A 19,586-nucleotide genomic window follows, 5' to 3' on the forward strand; every position below is an offset into this window, starting at 1 on the left:
GCCACCAAGAAATGGTCCATGCCCATCAGGAACTGGGGCATAATTTTAAACCAGTTCCTTACGATCTATGAAAAAAGGGTCAGGCTCTAGAAAAGCCCAACCCCCGTTATTTTCAACTTACACACTTATTGGGATAGTGTCGCCCCGGGGACTGTGGCAACGAAGTGGCCATCGAACGGTTAAGGAGACTCTTCCCGGCCATTCCCTTGGAGGAAGTGCCGGAAAGGCTCAAGGAGGCCGAAGCATTGAATGAGCGCCTGAAAAAATATTTATCCAAGAAAAATTTTGACACCCCCCTCCCAGGTGAATGATATTAGTGCCATAGTTTAATCTTAAAAGATGATACCATGAAAAAAAGACTCATGATTTTTACTATAATGGGATTGTTGGCCGTTGCAGCATTTGCATTTGGCACGAATAGGGACCGAACCCCATCATGTCCCTGGGAGGGCACCCCGGAGTGCCCTAAACTGGGATGTCCCTTGGCCGATACGCCACAATGTCCCTTTGAAAAGGATGAAACTGCGATTGCCTTGCCAGCCTGTTGTACAAAGTGAATCAAAAAGGGTGTGGGCAACCAATCCCTTTTCTTGCGAACACCTAACATTTGACACTGTAAGATTTAAATGAACCAATGATATGAAACATATAGTTATGGCCCTTGGGGCTACAATCCTGAGCTCGCTGTGCTGTATCCTTCCCCTTCTGGCAATCGTTGCCGGGACAAGTGGGCTGGCCACAACGATTACATGGCTCGAACCCATACGACCCTTTTTGATCGGTACCACCGTATTGGTCCTTGGTCTTGCCTGGTTCCAAAAACTAAGACGGGGAAAAGAGACCCAATGCCAATGTGAGGCCGGGGGAATATCAAAGTTTGTCCAAAGTAAGCTATTTTTGGGCATCGTCACCGTTTTTGCAGGTACGATGTTGCTCTTTCCCAACTATGTGCACCTGTTCTATCCAAAAGCGGAAAAGCAAGTGACAAGCAGTGGGAATATTCATCTCAAGACCGTGTCAATACCGATTGAGGGAATGACCTGTACGGGCTGTGAGGCGCATATCGAACATGAGGTGGACAAACTTCCCGGGGTAGTAAAATCGAAGGCTTCCTACCAAAACGGTAGTGCATGGGTCGAATTTGATAGGTCAATGACTGATTTGCCCCAAATTGAAAAGGCCATAATGTCGGCCGGCTATAGGGTAATCGATAAAAAGAAGGGACAAGAATGAAAGTCCTGCTGCGCTCCAAGATCACCTGTCCCGAATGTGGCCTCCAAAAGGAAGAGGAAATGCCGACAAATGCCTGCCAGTTCTTTTATAATTGTGAAGGCTGTGGTATGGTTCTGAGCCCCAAGGAAGGGGACTGTTGTGTCTTTTGCAGTTACGGTTCGGTCCACTGTCCCCCGGTCCAGCAGGGGAACTGTGCCTGTTGATGTTTCATCCGTTTGAAACGCATGGGCAACATGGGTCCCACTGCCATTCTCCATTTAGCCAGGGTATCAGAAGAGATAAAACCGGGATAGGTCATCTACACTGCATCCTGTTCTTTTTTCTGGTCTTCCTTCTTTTTTTGTTCCGGTATATGTTGAGCCCCGTCAAGAACAACAGCAAAGGGACCAGACCGGAGACGAATACCAATATCCTGCCGATGGTACCGGCCATTTCACCGATATGGATAGGGTAGAACTGCGTTGCCATTCGGTTGCTGTTCGGGTCCGTCCTAAAATCACTTACCACCGTAACACGGCCCTTGGTATCGAGTTCCACTTCTTTGGTCCTTCGAAGCCCAGCGGTTATGAACCGTTCCCTGATATATCGAAGCCTATAATGGTCCGTTCCATTCTTGGGAAAATGGATGGCCCATAAGGCGTAGGATTCATTTGTTTTTGAGAGATAATCCTGCAATCGTGGAGAATCCCCATGTGCCCATGGTCGTTGGCCTTCCAGGCCCGTGCTATCGCGTTTCCCATCAAAAAGGCCGAGGGCCGATTTGTAGTAGGAGTTATAGGTAAAATAGGAGCCACTGAGGGCCATAAGGAGCAAGGGTACCATAAAATAGGCCCCAAAGGCCTTGTGCAAATCGAAATTGATTTTCTTTCTTTTTCCCATCCATTTAATGGTAAGACCCTCCTTCAAGTTGTTTCGATAGGACGTTGTCCAAATATAGATGCCCGAAGTTAACAGGAACAAGAAGAAAATGATGGCACTGGTCCCCACAATGTATTTGCCGTATGTTGGAATGCCCAGGGTCCGGTGAAGGACCAACAGGTTTTCAAAAAAGGCGATGGAAACAGATTTCCTGCCCAAAAAGGCAAGGGTCTCGGGATGGTAATAGCTGATTTTTCCATTATCGAATGCAATGGAAATCGTTTGCTGCTCACGATAGGGAAGGATTATACTGTTGATACTGTCCCCATGTATGTCAACTAAACTTGCCGCGGATTCCATAATGGTGCTTTCCTCCAAGTCCCCAATATTCTCAACTTGGAGCAGATTGGGATTGAGAAGTGCCAATATTTCGGGCTGCCAGACATAGAGGGAACCCGTGAGACCGGAAAATGCGGAAATAAGGCCACAGGTGAGGCCCAGCCAAAGATGTATTTTCCGAATCGTTCTGTTCATAGTGGTCAGAAGGGTACCTGATATTGTTTGAAAACGGTGCCAATGGGAACATCGACACCGCTTTCTATGGATTAGAAACTGTACAAAAAGCTTAATTTCGTATTGATGCCTTCCCCGGCACCGGTAAAGGTGCGTAAGGGTGCTGCCCATTGCGACCTTGCGGGCAGGTAATATTCGTTCAACAGGTTATTGATGGCCAAGGAGACGGATATATTGGACTGCAATCGATAGGTCGTGGACCAATTGAGCAAGGTATAGCCTTCCACTGGAAATTGGGTGTGCCTAAAGGTGTAATTGTCGTTGGCATCCAGATAGGGGTCAAACCTGTCCCTGTCCCCCAAATGGGTCATTCGTAGGGAGGTGCCCAATTTGTCCGTTGGTGCCCAATTGACATAGGCCGTCCACTTTGGGGCGGCAATGACATCACCTCCCAAGTAGACCAGATTGTTTTCATTGCCCGCATTATGGGTCACTCCTTCCACATAGGTGTATGAGGTGCCCAGTTGCCATTTGTTGTCCGAGGAAAAATAATCCAGGGCAACCTCCCCTCCATAGATATCCTGGGGTTGTTTTGAAGGGACAAACGAATTGATGTTCTCATCGAATACAACGCCAGTGCCCAAATTGGAGGTGCTGTAATATCCCACAGCTTCAAATTTGATGTTCTGGAACTTGGACAGGAAGCCGAACTCATAATTTTTGGTCACTGCCGGTTCCAATTGGATTTCATTGATGTTGTCAGCGGTTGCGGACCGTAGTACGGAACCCAGATCGGCAATGGAGAATCCTTGGGAATAGCTCACATAGGGTATGAACTCTTGGTGTTTGATATAACGGAGACCCACATTGAAGGCCATGTTGTCAAAGCCAATCTTACCACCCTCCACGGCAACTGATGGATTAAAGTTGTCGTCCCCTAGAGGGGAATAGGGAAGCGTATTGTAGTCCTCAATGTCCAAGTTCATGTCATCAAAACGAAGACCGGCCTTCACCACCCAGGTCCCATTGAACTTTGCAGTGGACTGAAGGTAAGGGGCCCAACTGAACATTTTAATGTTCGGCACCCATAACCTGCCATCCAAAAGGCCTTGATTGGTCTTGTCACGGAGCAGGTCCACACCATAGGTCAGGGAGACGTCCGTTGCAGTATTGATGGGAAAGGTCGTATTGAAATTGGGCCTCAGTCCATATTTTTCGGCATTGATGACGGATTGGCCACCATTTTCAAATTTATCGGAATAAAAGAAGATGTTTTCCGTGTTCTGGTAATATAGGTCCGCCGTAAAATCTGTGGTCCCCGAGAAAATTTGGGTCAAGTTATATTTTAGCTGCCCGTTCACAAGTGTCGATCCCGTGGGCTCCTGTCCCTCCACAGAACCCTCGACCCCGTACCCGGCCGTGAGGGTATAGTCCCCTTCCTCGTTAAAGACTTCGAACTCTGCCGGAACAGGTATGAATGGGGTGTCCTGGGCCGATTTGTATAGGTTACCTCCCAAAGTGATATTTTGTTTATCGGAAATCTGGTATTCCAACTTGGCCAGGGCACTGTAGATCTTCGTGTTGTCCAGACCATAAGTGGGCAAGATCAGAGTCCCGTCGGCATCATATTTGTTTCCGGTCTTTTCATAGCTCCCGCTGATATAGTACTTAAATCTGTCCAAATTACCCTTGAGGGACTGGTACAGCCCAAAACCAAGGGCGTCATCTGTGGCCGCCAGGTTGGAAGTACCCCAAACATTTGTGGTGCCCTCTATTTTTTCGGCAGCGTTCGGCTTTTTGGTGATATAGTTGATGAAACCCCCATTGCCCCCATTGCCAAAAATGGAGGTGGCCCCTTTGATGACCTCGACCCGGCTGATATCATTGGGACCTATTGATTTTATACCCAACTGTCCATTCCGAAGTGGGGTGGACTGGGGAATCCCGTCGACCATCACCAAGAGTGAACGTCCCCGCAAAGTCTGTCCCCAATTGGAAAAGGTTCCGGTGGACACTGCTAGACCGGGTACCGTAAACTCCAATATTTCACTGATGTTCGAGGTGGAGTTTGAGAATTCCTGTAGTTTGACCTCGCCCACCACGGTCACGGAGGCCGGGATTTCTGAAAGGTATTCCGAGTTTCTGCTGGCCGATATGACGACCTCGTCCAGACTGTTCAGGTCTTCGGTCAATACCGCCGTGAACGGGATGGTGCCATCTTGTGAAAATGTTATTTGCTCCACACGTGTCCGATAGCCCAACATCCTGAAAGTCACTTCCCAGGTACCCTCTTTAATGGAAGTGAGTTCAAAATTGCCATCATAATCTGTCGTGGTTCCAATTTGTAGAGCTGGGATGTAGACTGTGGCCCCCATAAGGGGCTGGTTTTGTTCATCGGTCACTTTTCCGTTGAGATTCGACTGGGAAAATGCGCTAAAGGTGAATAGTAGTGCCGTAGCAAGAGTAATGAGTTTCATTAATTTGGATTTATTTAAAATAAGGGACCAAAAATAGGATATAATGCGATAAACGCAAATCTTATTTAGATTTAATACAAATAAAAATCAAGAAATGGTTTGCGAGGTAATCTGGTTGATCAGCAATTCGAAATTGCTATAAGATTTGAATTTCCTGATTCGTCATTTATATGAACTTTGGTAACGCTCTCGGTTATCAATAGTTGTGCGCATTGACAAGAAACTATATACGTACACACGAAACTGAGAATTCACCAATATTTGGAGAGGTAGCCCTAAAATGAACACCTAATTAATAGCCTTTATTGAACGGGTTATTCGTCAAACAATCCCGATTTTGCCAGCTGTCGGGCTATTTGATGCAAGTTATTGAGTAAAATTCGGCCTTCACCGTCAAAACCACGGGTACCGAAATACGCGATGACCAAATCACGGCTAGGTGAAATGTACAGTCCCTGTCCGCCACCTCCCTCTTTGAAAAAATCGCCATCGTTCATCACTACATCCCATTGATAAGTGGAATGACTTGGAGGCTCACCGTCCACTAAATGTTCAGCTGTAATTGGATCATCGTAAATGAACAAATCAATTGGGCCCGAATTTTTAATGATTTCAGGTCGGCCACCTTGTTGTATTTTTTTGATGTATGTTTCGGGTATAAAATCATAAGGGGAAATTCTACCCGATGGGGTGAACAAAAGTCCGAAACGGGCATGATCTCTCAAGGTAGTACTGAGTCCTCCCATATACATCCTATCGTTTGAATTGGGTAAAAACATCAGTGCATCCGATTCCGCACCCATTCTTTGCCAGATCCTTTCTTCAATGAGTTCAACGGCAGTCCTGTTTGTAATCCGCTCAATGATCCATCCCAGAACTTCGGTGTTGAGGGAGAAGTATTCATATATCCGTCCAGAGGGTCCTGTCTTTTTCATCGGAGCAAGTTGACCCGATGGTCCTCCTTTGGATTTATCATTACCGATCCAGCCATTCTCGTTAAAGAATAGTTGTTCAAAAAGATTGTCATCGATTCCCATTCCGGAGGTCATGTCCAATACATCAATAATGGGAACCGCACCCCAGTCTGTTCCTTTCAGTTCTGTTAAATATGCTGATACTGGATTCTGGATATCTATCTTGCCCTCTATTTCCAATAGGGCAATGATGGTAGAAACATAAGGTTTGGTCACTGAAAAACTATGATGCTTATAGTAATCTTTCATGTGGGGATATTCCTCAAACACGATTTTGCCTTTATACAAAATGATCATGCCATCTACTAAGGGGCTCTTTATATATTCTTCCAGGGGTATCTCCCCTTCCAAAGTTTTAGTGACGAATTTCCTCACATCCTCTCTTAAATGATAGTCCAATGGTCTGATGGATCCTGATCGGTTAAGGACCTGATGTGGCCAAAATTCGGACATGTGAGAATTGATGTACCGTGTGAAATCCCCTCCTTTATTCGATTGTTGATGAATGTCAAAATCGGCATGGATGGCTTGTATTTCATCCAAAGTGTAGCCCTTAAATTCTTGGGAACAAATTAAATGAGGCAAAAGAATTGTAAAAAGGATCAATAGTCGTGATTTCATTTGTCGTTCTTAAATTGACCACAACTTCTTTATACCAATGTAAAATATCGATACATCCAAAATAGATGGATATTGAAGTACTTGATTATCGTTTATTCTAAATTTGGCCTCAATTGTTGTGATGATGCCTCTCTTTATGTTGTCTCAATAAATCTTTTCCATAATCATTTCCATTTGGAGTTCTTACCACCGTATGTATGTGGTTTCTTGATGGCTCCCCGTCATCAGCATTGGGTACGCCAACGACTCTTTGATGGTCAAATTCGATCAATACCACTGGATTATGGATTCGATAGTAAAAAACGGCATTTTCAGAGGTGTCTCCAACCCAAGAAAGCCATGTATCATCAATATGTTCCATCACTTCCCTCATTTTTACCTTATCATGCCCCTCTCTAATATTGCTGATGTACAAATAAATTAAGTCCAAAAGTTTTTGCCTTTGTTCATCTGAAAACTTTGAGACTGGAATTCCTTCGTAATTCAAGGTTAAATTATCTTTATTGGCCTCAGCCAAATTGTTATTGCCAGTTTTGAACGTTGTAATAGTGGCTTCTTTCTGGTTTTCTGGCTCTAAGGACTGCATCAGTGCCAATCCCATATTCTGTTCATCCTGAAAAATGGTATTTCCTTTGTACTTTCCTGAAGTGGTAATTATTGGTTCACCGCCCATAAATACAGGTGACATTACCACTTGGTCTCCCAATATAAAGTAGTTGATGACCAGATGGTGTCCATCCAATTGCCATCCCCAAGGTTCAGTACTTGAAGGTTTTCCCATTATGGTCAAGAAATATAATTCTTCATCGAAATCTAATGATCCATTATTGAGTTCTTTAAGCATCTGGTCGGTCTTCATGATGTCCTTACTCAGTTGTAGCCCCTTTGCGCTTAAAGATTCCTGTATTAAACCAAAGGCCTTTTTTTTCTGGTCATCAGTCAATTCTTTTAGGCTAACTCCCTGTCTGTCATAAATTCCATTATCCACGTTGCACCATTTCCTCCATTCCTCGTCATCAATAGTAAATGTGGTACGTTCTATTTGTGAAGCGGACAGGTTTTTTAAAAATATCTCAGCGGCTTGTTGAATCGGTAAAGTCGAAACACCAGTTGAACGAATTTGAAATAAATTGTTTGAATCGCCCTCTTCTGAAAAGATTCCAATATATGGTTCTTTCAAGGCCTCCGTCTCCATTTTGGCAAAGCGTTCTTTCACAGGATTTACTTCCCCAGGATTTTCAATTGTTTTGGTATTTCCGTTTTGAACCTCTATATGCCTGCAACCAAAGACAGTCCATAGTATGAGCACTATGAGTATGTTTTTCATCTTTTATAGTTTTTTAGCCCTGTGAACTACTTAAATGTATGGAAAAAAACAACACCTGATATTGCCTAATTGGAATATAACTGATTGTCTTTCATTGGAATCGGTTATTTGAGCTTTGATAAATGTAGGAATTTCCTAGTAGTTAAAAATTGTGATTTCGTAATGGTGATAGCTCTCCCATCCCATTATGGTTTGGATGATATGATGGAGTCTATAAAACGTCGTATGGGATGGGGCCAAAAATTCACGCCATATTTTAGGAGGATGTCCCTTCCAATTCAATTCGAAACTTCAATATTTTTTTTCAATGTAAAATGCTGTATTAAAGAAACACACTCAATGTTAAAGCAAAGTTGTCATGAACTTAAATAGTTTGGATTTGATTTGTCAAAATTGTTCTTTTTCTTAACGGTCCTATCAGTTTTCTTGAAATGCTTCCTCAATAAAGAGGAGCTGATAAATTTACATTCTTATATTCTAGGAAGATCTATTTCCAAAAAGATGAGAAATGGCTTTTTATATATGAATGGCCTTGCTGGACAATTATTGAATTGTAAGAAACTGAACTTTCCTGTTATAATTATTTTCTAATCAATATTCCCAAAAGTTAAGCTCGCACTATTTTCTCGGACAAGGATACATAAAGCCGTTCCTTAAGTCTCTTTTTTTCCGTTTCCTTGCCGCTCAACAGCCTGCCTTCCGTTTGGGTTTCCCTGCAAATATTGTTTAACAAAATCCAATAATTATGTATTTAGACAGATTGCAACAGGACGAGGCCTTCGTACCTACCGAGGTAAGACCGTTGAGTGAACTGACCCAGATGCCCTCCAGAAAGGGGCTGGAACGTGCCATTGTCAGCAATGGCAATATCGTGAACATCGTGTCGAAGAGCAACGGTCACATTCCCAACGATCTCTTTTTCAAAAAAGCGGAACAGATGCTCATCGATGCAGGTCTTAACTACCACCGCCAGCCATCAACCGCTCGGACCGCACCTTCAGCATGGACTTTATCCTTTCCGATAGCTCCCAGTTCTCGGTGGGCGACGGCCGGGACACCATATTGCCGATGCTGCGCTTTACCAACTCCTACGACGGGAGCGAGCGCACCTCGGGGCATTTTGGGTTCTACCGCCAAGTATGCTCCAATGGCCTGCACGTGGCACAGGCGGAGATAACCTTTTCCATCAAGCACTGTACCAACAGGTAAGTCCGCAAACATAAAATGCCATATGCCATTATTGATGGGAAAAGCCAGCGTTTTGTTTATGTGCTGCCCAAATTTGTTTTGGGTGATAATGAAAAGCTGATACTGGAGCTCAAAGAACTGAATGCGAGCCGGAAAGTTATAGTACCCTGGGAAAAGTAATATCTCAAACAAAGGGATACATCTTCCCATAAAATGTAAACTTAATTTCATTTCTTTTAAGCGGAACGTAATAGAAAATAATTAATATGAGGTTATAGTTGAATATTGGTTAAACAGAAAGGAGTGACGCTTATTGATATGAAAATCGTTAAAAATTAGTAAACGTTGTTAAACCCTTACTTCTTGGCATTTTTTTGATATTCTTGAAGGCATATTGAAATTAACATATCAAGAAATCATGTCATTATCACTATCCATTAACTTTTTAACTTCTATTAAAGACCTAAACCTTAAAACAGACAACATCCATTACCAATTGGCCCCGGAAGAACTCCAGGACATCACGATTGACAAGGGTATGGGCCGTGAAGCCTCTTCAGGGGCGTTGGTAGTAAACACTGGGGAATTCACAGGCCGTTCGCCGAAGGATCGCTTCATCGTTAAGGACGGGATCACTAAGGACAAAATCTGGTGGGGCGACATCAACATTCCTTTTGACAGTGAAAAGTTCGATGCGCTGTACGACAAGGTCATCGCTTATCTGAACACCAAGGAGCTCTACGTACGGGATGCGTACACCTGTGCAGATGCGGACTACCGGTTGAACATCCGTGTGATCAACGAATGCCCATGGTCCAATATGTTCGCCTACAATATGTTCCTTCGTCCCAATGAGGAGGAATTGGAGGATTTTGACCCGGAGTGGACGGTGGTAAATGCACCCGGTTTTATGGCGGACCCAAAGGTAGACGGCACAAGGCAGCACAACTTTGCGATACTGAACTTTGGCAGGAAGATTGCCCTTATCGGCGGTACGGGCTATACGGGGGAGATCAAGAAAGGGATATTCTCCGCGCTTAATTTCATCCTTCCCGTATACAAGGACACATTGCCCATGCACTGTTCCGCCAATGTGGGGGAATCGGGGGACACGGCCATATTCTTCGGCTTATCGGGAACGGGAAAAACCACCCTGTCCACAGACCCCAATAGAAAGCTCATCGGGGATGATGAGCATGGCTGGACGCCACAGAACACCGTGTTCAACTTTGAAGGTGGATGTTATGCCAAGGTAATCGACCTTTCCGAAGAAAAAGAGCCGGAAATCTATGAGGCCATCAAAAATGGGGCAATCTTGGAAAATGTGGTAATGGACGAAAATGGAGTAGTTGATTTTACAAATACTTCCATAACCCAGAACACAAGGGTAAGCTATCCCATCCACCATATCGAGAATATCCAACAGCCATCGATAGGGAAGAAGGTGAAGGACATCTTTTTCCTTACGGCGGATGCCTTTGGGGTATTGCCCCCCATTTCAAAATTGACCCCTGCACAGGCGGCCTATCACTTTATATCAGGCTATACGGCCAAGGTTGCTGGAACGGAAGCGGGCGTTGTGGAGCCACAGCCATCCTTTTCCGCATGCTTTGGGGCCCCTTTTATGCCATTGCACCCGGCTAAGTATGCGGAGATGTTGAGCAAGAAGATGAAGGAATCCGGTGTGGACGTTTGGTTGGTGAACACGGGCTGGACGGGAGGCCCCTACGGAGTGGGCACCCGCATGGAGCTAAAATACACTAGAGCAATGATTAGCGCCGCATTGAACGGCGAGAGTGAGGTAAACAAGATGTAGAATAAAATTCAAGAATAGTTGATTTTTGATTTAGTTAATTCAAGATGGCCCACAATGCCCCATCTTTTTACATGACCAAATTCGAATCTTATACTTGAAATATTAATCGCTAGAAATTTAGAGATGTTAATTTTAATGTGAAAAAATATTTTTACAAAGGATGTTATAAGATCAATTATTAAACTTTTTAATACCCTTCTAGAAACAATCGATTTGATATTGTGCAAATGATGAAGTTGGCATTGTTGGTCGCGCAAAAATGCTTATTTATTTTTTGGTTAACATCTGTTGGTGTCACTTTTAGGATTGGGGTAGTTGTCCGATTGATCCTCGATAGTTTCATCCAAGCATACAAAATCTTTTTCCAGTAGCAGGGAAAGTTGTTTTCCATCGGGTAAGTCCATGGTGCTACTGAAACCAACCCTGTTCGATGTGGCCCATCCAGACCGCTCCTCATCGCTTAGGTACAGGGTTATGGTATTTTCCTCAAAAGAAGCCTCCAAAATATCAATCCCTTTTTTGGCTTTTAAGGTATAGGCAAACACGCTATTGCCAAAAGGGGTAGTCTCTTTGTACAACCCTGTTTTACAAAAGGTCTCTACCTCGGTCTTGGTCAATCTATATCGTATTGAATTTCCTTTAATCCTGATTTTCATGCGCTTCTTTTTTTGTTTTTTCGGTATTGTCCAAATTGTAATTGATGGTGACCCGGGTGCCTTCACCAGGGCTGGAATTGATGAACAACCTACCGTTGATGTAACCAATACGCTCCCTCATAAAAAACACGCCCATTCCGCCATCACTGTTGTTTTTTGGAGGACGCTCCAATATTGCTGGGTCAAAACCTTTTCCATCATCATCAATGACCACACTCAATAAATTGTTTGTATGGTTGATGGTCACCAAAATATAATTCGCTTCCGCATATTTAATGGCATTGTTCACGGCTTCTTGGGTCACCCTGTAAATATTGGTTTCCGCCAGTGAATCAAAACGGATGTTCTCTTCGGCCTTGTTCTCGAACAGGATATTTTTACCCGTTAATTTACTCAATTCCGATGTCATTTTTTGTAACGCCGGAAAAATACCATGATCGCCAAGCTCGGGCGGGGTAAGATTAAAGGTAGCGGTACGCACCCCTTTGATCAAATCTGAAGTGAGTTCCTTCAGGTAGGCTATTTTCTCCTTGGTGCGTTCCTTTTGGTCCAGATTGATGGATTCAATATTAAACCGTAATGCCGTGAGCATTTGTCCAATACCATCGTGGATGTCCTTGGCGATACGTTTCCGTTCCTCTTCCTGACCCTCCACGATAAGACTGGCCTGCAATTGTTTTTGGCGCATGCGATCCTCATAATTTTGAAGTGTAAGCTGTTCTACCTTTTCCTGGTTGCTTTTGCGTTCCGTGATGTCGGAGCACAGCAACAACACGCTTTGTTTTAAACTTGTTTGGTGCATGGGTATAATGGACATGTCCAACCATAATTTGTTGCCCGCTTTGGTCTTGATTTCGATTTCCTCCGTTCTGATGCTCTTTCGAGGTTTCGTCAAAATCTCACCAAGATATTGCCGTTGCCCCTCATCGGTGGTCAATATTTCGGAAAGATGTGTGTTGGGGGGGGTGTTGGATGCTTCCAAAAGGGTCAAGAATTTTTTGCTGATAAAAACAACGGTTCCATCACTGCGGGCACTGGCAAAGAGTGCAGCATTGTCAATCACAAAATTCAATTCCTTCAGCTCTTGGAGCGATTTTTCCTTTTCCTTGAATATTTTTTTGATTTCCTGGGCGTCCTGTTCCGATTGCAACTGGCTCTTGACCAAGTTCCGTATGGTTTCTTTGATCTGTATGGACAACGGCCTGAAGATAAAAAGGACCTCCAGAATCAAAATCAACAAAGAAAATGCCAGCAAAAGATATTCCTTAATTTTCAGTTTTTGCAAACGTTCTTTACTGATGGCATCATATTCGTTGACAATGGTGTCCATTTTTTCCAGAAAGCGCTCTTCATTGGCCAATAAAATAGCCAAATGACGCCCTGAGGTATCTTTCTGCAACAGCATGGTCTCCACTGCACCGACCATGGCATTGTGATGAGGGGAAAGTTCTTCAAAATGTTTTAAGATGGATACATTATCCTCTTTGGGGAGTCCAATACTATCGTTCCCTTTTTGAAGCCCTTCATGGGATATCTTCCAGATGTAAAGAGTGCTTTTCAGCTTTTCCAAAAGTTCTTGTTGCTCACTTCCCCTTAGGTTTTCCTGGTTGAGCAGCAAAGCCTCCTTGACCAATTTTTGGCTGTAGGCACGCTGTCTGCCCGCCACATTGATCACACGGGAGTCATCCAATTGCGAGTTGAGGTGCTGTTGTATCAGGATTTGGGCAACTATGATGGTAACCGCAATCGCGGAAAGGGCCAACAAATACCACTTTCGGATTCTCAAAAAGGTTGAGACATCCAATGTTTGTTGTTGATCACTCTTTTTCATTTGTTTGTCTGTGCCCATTTTAGGCATTAGTTGGATAAGGCTTTGGAGACCAGTTCCTTCCCTCTTTCCGAAAAAGACAGGGCCAAAGCGGCCTTATGACCCTTTGGAGACATCTTTTTCCAGGTTTTTTGCAAAATGGAGATGATTTTGTCGTCATCGTGCTTTATTTGGAACGGCTCGTAATAATATTTTAAAAATACCAAGCAGATAACATCCTCCAAGGTCTGGGTCTCCTCATCTTTTTTCAATTGTTTTTTAAGTAACAGGAAAGAGACCCTGTCAATGGTTTCATCATCGTAGCCCACTTTTTGTAATATGGAGCTGGCCTTTTCGGCGTGAAATTTTTTAAGGTCCTGTCTCCACTTTAGGTAGCCCACCCGGTTCATTTCATAAGATTCCCTAGGTATCTCCCATCTACAGATGTGCTGGCAACGTGCCGTTAACTGCAATGCTTCCGAAGCATTGGGTTCAAATTCATTCAGAATATCTGTCATTCGCTCGGCGTACAAAAGTTCTTTAGGATATTCCTTTCCTTCAAAAATTTCCTTGTTGGGGTCTTCTCCATTGGCCCCATCAAATAACTTGAATGCTTCCAAAAGTTTTTTGGATATGCCCATTTGTATTGGTTTTCTTAAATCTATTCAGAAAAACCAATATACACAAAGCCATTTTCCAATTTTACCGGAAAAGTGGCTATAGAGGGCAAATCCCCGTTGAGGTTTTCCCCGGTTTCCAAAGAGAATGTTTTTTTGTGCATAGGGCAGGCCACTTTGGCAATACCTTCGGAATCCCCTATCATGCCTCGTGATAGTACCATTTCCATTTTATGGGGACACAAGTTTTGGCAGGCGTACCATCTTTGTTTCCGTTTAAAATGATATACCGCTATTTGCTTGTCCTTATATTTGATACATGCCCCGCCATTTTCAGGTATGTCCCGTTCATGGCAGGCCTTGAACCAGACGGTTGCTTTTTCCAAAGTTACCGGTGCGTACTGTTGAAATAGTGTTTCCATATTAGTTGTTTTTAGTTGGTCCATGGTTCTGGCATTTTCTGTTCTCGCATAGGGACAAAGACCAAGTTGTCGTCCCTATCATCGGCATTCACAAAATGCTTGAAACGCTTACCGATTTCCTCATTTTCCACAGCTTGCCTCCATTCGCATTCATATTTGTCCACAAGGGCCTGCATATCCGTTTCGAGTTCCTTGGCAATGTTTAAGCTATCTTCTACCACTACCTTTTTGAGTTGGTCTATACCGCCTTCCAGTTTTTCCAGCCAAGCTGCGGTACGCATCAATGGGGCAGCGGTTCGGATGTAGTACATTAAAAAGCGGTCCAGATATTTGATGACCGTTTCGTTATCTATTTGTTCCGCCAACAATTGGGCATGTTTGGGGGTTGCCCCACCATTTCCGCATACATATAGGTTCCAGCCACCTTCCACTGCAATAACTCCGAAATCCTTTCCACGGGCCTCAGCACACTCACGAATGCACCCAGATACGCCGCCTTTCAGTTTATGAGGCGAACGTAATCCTTTGTAACGGTCTTCCAGTTCAATGGCAAAACTTACACTTTCATCCATTCCATAGCGACACCAAGTGGAACCCACGCAGCTTTTCACGGTACGTAAGGATTTACCATAGGCGTGACCACTTTCAAAACCTACATCGATCAATTTTTTCCAGATGGCGGGAAGGTCGTTCAGTTCGGCCCCAAATAGGTCTATGCGCTGCCCACCGGTAATTTTGGTGTAGAGCTTATATTCCTTGGCCACTTCCCCAATAACAATCAATTTTTCCGGAGTGATTTCTCCACCCGGTATCCTTGGAACAACCGAATAGGACCCATTTCTTTGGATGTTGGCCAAAAAACGGTCGTTGGAATCCTGAATTACGTCTTCTTTGTTGGCCGTATCGTTATAAATGGTGGCAAAAATAGAAGCAAGGACAGGTTTACAAACTTCGCAGCCATCTCCTTTCCCACACTTGTCCAAGGCCTCATCATACGTTTTTATGTTTTTTACTTTGATGACCCCGTACAATTCTTGTCGGGTATATCCAAAGTGTTCGCAAATAACATCTTTTACCTCTTTTCCCATGGATTTGAGGGTCTCGTTGACCAGCTCCACCACCATGGGCTTGCATCCTCCACAACCTGTGGTGGCCTTGGTGCAGCTTATAATATCTTTAAGGGAATCCGATTCGCCATTCAGGAGGGAGGAGCATATGTTTCCTTTGGAAACACTTTCACAGGAGCATATCTGGGCAGTGTCAGGTAAATCCATTGCACTGCCAAAAGCGGAGCCACCTTCGCCACGTGTTCCTACGATTAATTCTTCTGCGTTATCAGGCAAAGCCATTCCGTTCAGGTACATTTGATGCAGAATATTGTAGTCCGAAGCATCTCCAACGAGAATCCCTCCCAAGAGCGTTCTTCCATCATGGCTTACATTGATCCGCTTGTAAAGGAATTTTGTCTTGTTCTCGAAAATAATGGACAACCCCTTGTCCGCTGGCATGTAGGGAGTGCCAAAACTGGCCACATCCACCCCCATTAATTTGAGTTTTGTGGACATGTCTATATTTTCTGGCATGATAATGTCTTGGCTGCCCAATATTTGGTTTACGGCCACATCGGCCATTTCATAACCAGGTGCAACAAGGCCATAGATCATTTGGTTGTAGAGGGCCACTTCGCCTATGGCAAATATATCCTTAGCCGATGTTTGCATTTTATTGTTGACGACAATTCCGCCACGGGTACCCATTTCAAGGCCACAGGTTTTGCCAAGTTCATCCCTGGGGCGTATACCGGCGGAGATGATGAGCATATCCACATCCAAGCGGTCGTCTTCCCCAAATTCCATCCCCTCAATTACTTTATCGCCCAAGATTTGGTTGGTGGCCTTGCTCAAATGAATCTGGATTCCCATGGACTCCAATTTTAACCGTAGCACATTGCTGCTTCGCGTGTCCAATTGTCTGGGCATCAATTTTGGGGCAAATTCCACTACGTGGGGTTCCAATCCCATGTCTAAAACCGCTTTTCCAGCTTCAAGCCCCAAGAGCCCTCCACCTAAAATAGCTGCTTTCCCGTTGGGTTTTATGGCTTTGATTTGTGAGGCATAGGCCATCATCTCCTCTAAATCCTCAATGGTTCGGTAGACAAAGACCCCTTCCTTTTCAACACCGGGGATAGGAGGTACAAAAGGTACGGAACCTGTGGCCAGTACCAAGTAATCATATCCGTAAGAGTTGCCCGAAGCGGTGTGGATCTCCTTGGCTTCCTTTTTAATATCGGTGACCCGTTGCCCCGAAATAAGTTCAATGTCATTCTCTTTGTACCAGGAAGTGGGTGCAAGTTCCAAGGCTTTTGCATCTTGGTTTTCAAAATATTCACTGAGATGCACCCTATCATACGCTGGTCTGGGTTCTTCCCCAAAAACCACAAGCTTATATTCATCACCGGAGGAGGCTGTGATAAATTTTTCGCAAAACTTATATCCTACCATTCCGTTGCCCACTACAATTACAGTTTTCATATCCATAGATTTTGAAATATGAATCAAAACTACGTATAATTACGTATAAATTTAATGTTTTTTTGAAAATAAATACGTATCCTTGTTGCGGGATTCATAAAAATCAAAACATATATTTATAATGAGGCAATACTCAAAAGAAGCAAAAGTGACGTTGGTAGGTGCTGGGCCAGGTTCGGCAGACCTTATTTCTGTTAGAGGTTTAAGAGTTTTGCAACAGGCTGATGTGGTGTTGTACGATGCGCTGACGGATACTGCTCTGTTGGATGAGGCCCCTGAACAAATTTCGAAAATATACGTAGGAAAACGATGTGGGAAGCATAGCTTTTCCCAAGATGAAATCAATAAGATGATTGTGGAGAATGCATTTATATACGGTCATGTAGTGCGATTGAAAGGAGGGGACCCATTTGTGTTTGGTAGGGGGTCGGAGGAAGTGGAATATATTGAATCCTTTGGGGTTCCTGTTGAGGTGGTTCCTGGCATATCAAGTGCTATTGCCGTACCTGCAAGCCAGGGAATATCTATTACCAAAAGAGGAGTGAGCAGCAGTTTTTGGGTGGTGACCGCCACCACAAAAAAGGGTGGTCTCTCCAAGGATTTTCAATTGGCTGCCCAATCTTCGGCAACACTGGTTGTTTTGATGGGTGTCCGCAAATTGGTTGAAATAGCTAGAGAAATAGGGAAATATAGAAAAAGTTATACACCACTTGCCATCGTTCAGAACGGAACGCTGTCCAATGAGAGTTGTGTTACGGGCACATTAAAGGATGCTGTCCGCTTGTTGGATGAAATAGATTTATCGTGTCCGGGAATCATTGTTATAGGTGATGTGGTTGCCGACCACCCATCATTTTTTGAAGATGCCATCCAAAGGGTTGTTGGAATGGAGCTCTAAATGTATACCTTAATATAATAGTACTTCCCAATGCAGGAAGTTTTAATTTCCAGATTGTTAAAAAACATCTATCCAATTTTAAGATGTCGAAATATGGTGGCCGTCATTTACAATATCTCATAAAAACACGTAGTTATTTGGCACACCATCCATAAAAATACGTATAAATACTTAGATTTGAATGTATAATCTACTAATATACGTATTATGAAAGCCACACGATTAAATCTATTGAATTTAAAAAGTATTCCCATTAGAACGTTCTGGATATCCTCCATTGCCTTCTTCATTTGTTTTTTTGCATGGTTTGGTATCGTTCCCTTTATGCCGGATGTAGTAAGGGATCTCGGGTTGACCCCATCACAAAAGTGGAACTCGATTATTTTAGCTGTCACGGGAACTGTCTTTGCCCGATTGCTCATTGGTAAGCTTTGCGATAAGTACGGCCCCAGACTGTGTTACACATGGTTGTTGATTATTGGTGCCATACCTGTGGTGCTGATAGGTTTGGTGCAAACCCCTTTGCAGTTTTTGCTCTGTAGGTTTTTTATTGGATTTATAGGGGCTTCCTTTGTTATTACCCAATTCCATACGTCCATAATGTTTGCCCCCAATATTGTAGGCACGGCCAATGCCACATCCGCAGGATGGGGAAATCTTGGTGGTGGTGCCAACAGATTGGGTATGCCATTGATCGCAGCCGCGGTTGTGAGCTTTGGCGTAGCCGATGAAATGGCATGGCGCTATTCCATGGTCATTGCCGGGATGGTTTGTTTTTCCATGGGGCTTGTCTATTACTTCTTTACCCAAGATACCCCAGAAGGAAATTTTACAGCATTACGGAAAACGGGGAATATGCCGGTCTTGAAAAAAGATAAAATTTCCTTTGCAAGCACTCTAAAAGATTATCGGGTTTGGATTTTGTTCTTGGTATATGCCGCGTGTTTTGGTATGGAACTTACCGTGTATGGCACCATGGACGATTACTTGCAAAATACTTTCAGATTGGACAGAATTACAGCGGGAAATATAGTGTTGTCCTTTGCCTTGATGAATATTTTTGCACGTACTTTGGGAGGCTTCTTTGGGGACCGATTCGGAAAGTTGAAAGGACTTCGAGGACGGGTTTTGTTTCTTACTTTTATCTTGATGGCCGAAGGCATCATGCTTTCCGTGTTCTCATTGACCACCAGTCTTGCGGTGGGAATCATTTTCTTGGTCGCATTCAGTCTTACGGTACAAATGGCGGAAGGCGCAACATTTTCCGTAGTTCCCTTTATCAATAAAAAAGCTATTGGTTCCATCTCTGGAATTGTTGGGGCAGGAGGTAATGTTGGGGCATTTTTGGCCGCACTTTTCTTAAAGTCAAAATCGGCTGTTGCGGAAAGTAATGCAATCAAGGCCAATGCATCCTTGGGCGAGGAAGCGGTAAAGGCCGCACAAGCTGCCGCAGCCTCCGATGCCGTGTCGAGCGGATATTTTATTATTGGAGTTTTTGTGGTCGTAGCGGCCATAAGTGCTTTTGCCATTAGGTTCTCTACCGCCGATGAAGAAGCTGTGCTTCAGGAAATGGAGGGCAAAATGGCCATGTCCACCGTGGAAGGCTAGTGTTTCTTCTAGTACAGTACCCTAATTAATTCAACCAAAT

The 19,586-nt window shown here is 43.9% G+C and carries 18 protein-coding genes; 8 read left to right on the top strand and 10 right to left on the bottom strand.

From position 1 onward, the window contains the following. Positions 1-347: 347 nt before the first annotated feature. The 3 genes from AC13CC_RS00410 (at position 348) to AC13CC_RS00420 (ending at position 1,436) form a co-directional block, all read left to right on the top strand. Positions 348-557 carry a hypothetical protein gene (locus AC13CC_RS00410; protein ID WP_482875614.1) on the top strand — a complete coding sequence of 70 codons (210 nt, stop codon included), beginning with the start codon at positions 348-350 and terminating at the stop codon, positions 555-557. 82 nt (positions 558-639) lie between these two features. After that, positions 640-1,233: a mercuric transport protein MerTP gene (gene merTP / locus AC13CC_RS00415; RefSeq protein WP_482875615.1), complete on the top strand. Its 594-nt coding sequence runs from the start codon at positions 640-642 to the stop codon at positions 1,231-1,233. Further along, positions 1,230-1,436, top strand: a complete 207-nt coding sequence (locus tag AC13CC_RS00420) for a GDCCVxC domain-containing (seleno)protein (protein WP_482875616.1) — start codon at positions 1,230-1,232, stop codon at positions 1,434-1,436. The genes merTP and AC13CC_RS00420 overlap by 4 nt, the downstream gene beginning before the upstream one ends. 91 nt (positions 1,437-1,527) lie before the next feature. Here AC13CC_RS00420 and AC13CC_RS00425 read toward each other — a convergent pair whose 3' ends face one another. From AC13CC_RS00425 to AC13CC_RS00445, 5 genes are all read right to left on the bottom strand, one after another. Beyond that, positions 1,528-2,625 (bottom strand): PepSY-associated TM helix domain-containing protein, encoded by a 1,098-nt coding sequence (locus AC13CC_RS00425; protein WP_482875617.1) that lies wholly within the window; start codon positions 2,623-2,625, stop codon positions 1,528-1,530. A 71-nt stretch (positions 2,626-2,696) separates the two neighbouring features. Next, entirely contained in the window at positions 2,697-5,081 is a 2,385-nt protein-coding gene (locus AC13CC_RS00430) for a TonB-dependent receptor (protein ID WP_482875618.1), read from the bottom strand. A 314-nt stretch (positions 5,082-5,395) separates the two neighbouring features. Then, positions 5,396-6,676, bottom strand: a complete 1,281-nt coding sequence (locus AC13CC_RS00435; RefSeq protein ID WP_482875619.1) for a serine hydrolase domain-containing protein — start codon at positions 6,674-6,676, stop codon at positions 5,396-5,398. Between the two features lie 109 nt (positions 6,677-6,785). Beyond that, entirely contained in the window at positions 6,786-8,003 is a 1,218-nt protein-coding gene (locus tag AC13CC_RS00440) for a DUF3500 domain-containing protein (RefSeq protein WP_482875620.1), read from the bottom strand. A gap of 135 nt (positions 8,004-8,138) precedes the next feature. Then, positions 8,139-8,285, bottom strand: a complete 147-nt coding sequence (locus tag AC13CC_RS00445) for an IS1096 element passenger TnpR family protein (RefSeq protein WP_482875621.1) — start codon at positions 8,283-8,285, stop codon at positions 8,139-8,141. 756 nt (positions 8,286-9,041) lie between these two features. Here AC13CC_RS00445 and AC13CC_RS00450 point away from each other — a divergent pair. From AC13CC_RS00450 to pckA, 3 genes are all read left to right on the top strand, one after another. After that, on the top strand, positions 9,042-9,212 hold the full coding sequence (locus tag AC13CC_RS00450) for a DUF932 domain-containing protein (protein WP_482875622.1): 171 nt from the start codon (positions 9,042-9,044) through the stop codon (positions 9,210-9,212). Between the two features lie 15 nt (positions 9,213-9,227). After that, positions 9,228-9,371, top strand: coding sequence for a hypothetical protein (locus tag AC13CC_RS00455; RefSeq protein ID WP_482875635.1), 144 nt, complete (start codon positions 9,228-9,230; stop codon positions 9,369-9,371). Positions 9,372-9,609: 238 nt separating this feature from the next. Continuing rightward, a complete protein-coding gene (pckA, locus tag AC13CC_RS00460) occupies positions 9,610-11,007 on the top strand; it encodes a phosphoenolpyruvate carboxykinase (ATP) (protein WP_482875623.1) in 1,398 nt (465 codons plus the stop codon). A 278-nt stretch (positions 11,008-11,285) separates the two neighbouring features. On the opposite strand, the gene AC13CC_RS00465 is transcribed toward pckA, so the two are convergent. From AC13CC_RS00465 to nirB, 5 genes are read right to left on the bottom strand one after another with little or no spacing between them, the layout of a single operon-like run. Beyond that, positions 11,286-11,663, bottom strand: coding sequence for a DUF7009 family protein (locus AC13CC_RS00465; RefSeq protein ID WP_482875624.1), 378 nt, complete (start codon positions 11,661-11,663; stop codon positions 11,286-11,288). Beyond that, positions 11,647-13,512: an ATP-binding protein gene (locus AC13CC_RS00470; protein ID WP_482875625.1), complete on the bottom strand. Its 1,866-nt coding sequence runs from the start codon at positions 13,510-13,512 to the stop codon at positions 11,647-11,649. The genes AC13CC_RS00465 and AC13CC_RS00470 overlap by 17 nt, the downstream gene beginning before the upstream one ends. An 8-nt stretch (positions 13,513-13,520) precedes the next feature. Continuing rightward, positions 13,521-14,111 (bottom strand): DUF4202 domain-containing protein, encoded by a 591-nt coding sequence (locus AC13CC_RS00475; RefSeq protein WP_482875626.1) that lies wholly within the window; start codon positions 14,109-14,111, stop codon positions 13,521-13,523. 20 nt (positions 14,112-14,131) lie between these two features. Then, positions 14,132-14,509, bottom strand: a complete 378-nt coding sequence (nirD, locus tag AC13CC_RS00480; protein ID WP_482875627.1) for a nitrite reductase small subunit NirD — start codon at positions 14,507-14,509, stop codon at positions 14,132-14,134. Between the two features lie 11 nt (positions 14,510-14,520). Next, a complete protein-coding gene (gene nirB / locus AC13CC_RS00485; protein ID WP_482875628.1) occupies positions 14,521-17,040 on the bottom strand; it encodes a nitrite reductase large subunit NirB in 2,520 nt (839 codons plus the stop codon). Between the two features lie 121 nt (positions 17,041-17,161). On the opposite strand from nirB, the gene cobA reads away from it, so the two are divergent. Together cobA and AC13CC_RS00495 are read left to right on the top strand one after the other, a co-directional pair. Next, positions 17,162-17,938 carry a uroporphyrinogen-III C-methyltransferase gene (gene cobA / locus AC13CC_RS00490; protein WP_482875629.1) on the top strand — a complete coding sequence of 259 codons (777 nt, stop codon included), beginning with the start codon at positions 17,162-17,164 and terminating at the stop codon, positions 17,936-17,938. A gap of 207 nt (positions 17,939-18,145) precedes the next feature. After that, entirely contained in the window at positions 18,146-19,546 is a 1,401-nt protein-coding gene (locus AC13CC_RS00495) for an MFS transporter (RefSeq protein ID WP_482875630.1), read from the top strand. The last annotated feature ends 40 nt before the right edge of the window (positions 19,547-19,586 follow it).

This window comes from Flagellimonas sp. L-11, assembly GCF_056857735.1.

What these genes read in the sequence shown, in the direction of transcription:
- nirD (WP_482875627.1), bottom strand. Translation starts at nt 14,509, where the DNA reads ATGGAAACACTATTTCAACAGTACGCACCGGTAACTTTGGAAAAAGCA.
- AC13CC_RS00465 (WP_482875624.1), bottom strand. Translation starts at nt 11,663, where the DNA reads ATGAAAATCAGGATTAAAGGAAATTCAATACGATATAGATTGACCAAG.
- AC13CC_RS00420 (WP_482875616.1), top strand. Translation starts at nt 1,230, where the DNA reads ATGAAAGTCCTGCTGCGCTCCAAGATCACCTGTCCCGAATGTGGCCTC.
- AC13CC_RS00440 (WP_482875620.1), bottom strand. Translation starts at nt 8,003, where the DNA reads ATGAAAAACATACTCATAGTGCTCATACTATGGACTGTCTTTGGTTGC.
- merTP (WP_482875615.1), top strand. Translation starts at nt 640, where the DNA reads ATGAAACATATAGTTATGGCCCTTGGGGCTACAATCCTGAGCTCGCTG.
- AC13CC_RS00410 (WP_482875614.1), top strand. Translation starts at nt 348, where the DNA reads ATGAAAAAAAGACTCATGATTTTTACTATAATGGGATTGTTGGCCGTT.
- AC13CC_RS00455 (WP_482875635.1), top strand. Translation starts at nt 9,228, where the DNA reads ATGCCATATGCCATTATTGATGGGAAAAGCCAGCGTTTTGTTTATGTG.
- AC13CC_RS00425 (WP_482875617.1), bottom strand. Translation starts at nt 2,625, where the DNA reads ATGAACAGAACGATTCGGAAAATACATCTTTGGCTGGGCCTCACCTGT.
- AC13CC_RS00430 (WP_482875618.1), bottom strand. Translation starts at nt 5,081, where the DNA reads ATGAAACTCATTACTCTTGCTACGGCACTACTATTCACCTTTAGCGCA.
- nirB (WP_482875628.1), bottom strand. Translation starts at nt 17,040, where the DNA reads ATGAAAACTGTAATTGTAGTGGGCAACGGAATGGTAGGATATAAGTTT.
- pckA (WP_482875623.1), top strand. Translation starts at nt 9,610, where the DNA reads ATGTCATTATCACTATCCATTAACTTTTTAACTTCTATTAAAGACCTA.
- AC13CC_RS00495 (WP_482875630.1), top strand. Translation starts at nt 18,146, where the DNA reads ATGAAAGCCACACGATTAAATCTATTGAATTTAAAAAGTATTCCCATT.
- AC13CC_RS00470 (WP_482875625.1), bottom strand. Translation starts at nt 13,512, where the DNA reads ATGGGCACAGACAAACAAATGAAAAAGAGTGATCAACAACAAACATTG.
- AC13CC_RS00435 (WP_482875619.1), bottom strand. Translation starts at nt 6,676, where the DNA reads ATGAAATCACGACTATTGATCCTTTTTACAATTCTTTTGCCTCATTTA.
- cobA (WP_482875629.1), top strand. Translation starts at nt 17,162, where the DNA reads ATGAGGCAATACTCAAAAGAAGCAAAAGTGACGTTGGTAGGTGCTGGG.
- AC13CC_RS00475 (WP_482875626.1), bottom strand. Translation starts at nt 14,111, where the DNA reads ATGGGCATATCCAAAAAACTTTTGGAAGCATTCAAGTTATTTGATGGG.